Origin of the sequence: Gluconobacter sp. R75690 (assembly GCF_015244525.1) — a bacterium.
Taxonomy (GTDB): domain Bacteria; phylum Pseudomonadota; class Alphaproteobacteria; order Acetobacterales; family Acetobacteraceae; genus Gluconobacter; species Gluconobacter potus.
On record NZ_JABCQB010000053.1, the window covers coordinates 1 to 701 of the forward strand.

At 58.2% G+C, this 701-nt stretch carries 2 protein-coding genes; both read left to right on the forward strand.

Annotation, left to right across the window (positions count from 1 at the left end; translation table 11 throughout):
* The first annotated feature begins 88 nt into the window (after nt 1–88).
* Nucleotides 89–562: an IS5 family transposase gene (locus HKD27_RS16290; RefSeq protein ID WP_197436631.1), complete on the forward strand. Its 474-nt coding sequence runs from the start codon at nt 89–91 to the stop codon at nt 560–562.
* Nucleotides 472–701, forward strand: a 230-nt coding sequence (locus HKD27_RS16840; RefSeq protein ID WP_370544291.1) for a transposase, incomplete at its 3' end; no start/stop codon positions are given. The genes HKD27_RS16290 and HKD27_RS16840, both read left to right, overlap by 91 nt.

Here is a 701-nt window from a genome sequence, read left to right on the forward strand (position 1 = left end):
CCCAGGTTGCGTTGACAAAAGACTTATCAGTCTGTGGCAAAATGTGATTCACTTTCTGGCTGTGGGATAGCGGGCAGAGAGAACAGGCATGACACGAGGCGATCTGACGGACCGGGAATGGACGATGATTGGCTCGCTTCTGCCTCCTGAGCGTGGCCGTTGGGCCCGTCCGGCCGGAGACAATCGCCGTTTCCTCAACGGCATGCTGCATGTTCTGCGGACAGGTTTTCCCTGGCGGGACATGCATGGGCGCTATGGCAAGTGGAATTCGGTCTATGTCCGGTTTCGCCGTTGGGCTGAACAGGGCGTGTGGGACGCCCTGTTGCAAACCCTAGTAGACCTGGGGCTGACTGATGACTGGCAGCATATGGTCGACAGTACCGTGGCCCGCGCCCACTCACAGGCTACGGGCGCAAAAGGGGGGCTTATTCGGAAGCTTCTGGTCGATCACGCGGCGGCTTTACGAGCAAAATCCACGCCCGATGCGACAATCAGGGACGTCCTTTCGACTTTGTCCTCACAGGAGGTCAGGTCTCGGACTACAAATCCACAGACGCTCTGATGATGTTGCCTGTCCCGAACCCCAAAACCATGCTGGCCGATCGGGGTTATAACAGCGACAGTTTCCGCCAGAATCTGCTGGCCCACGGGATTCTGCCGGTTATTCCCTCACGAAAAGGCCGCCACGCCCCCCACAGAAA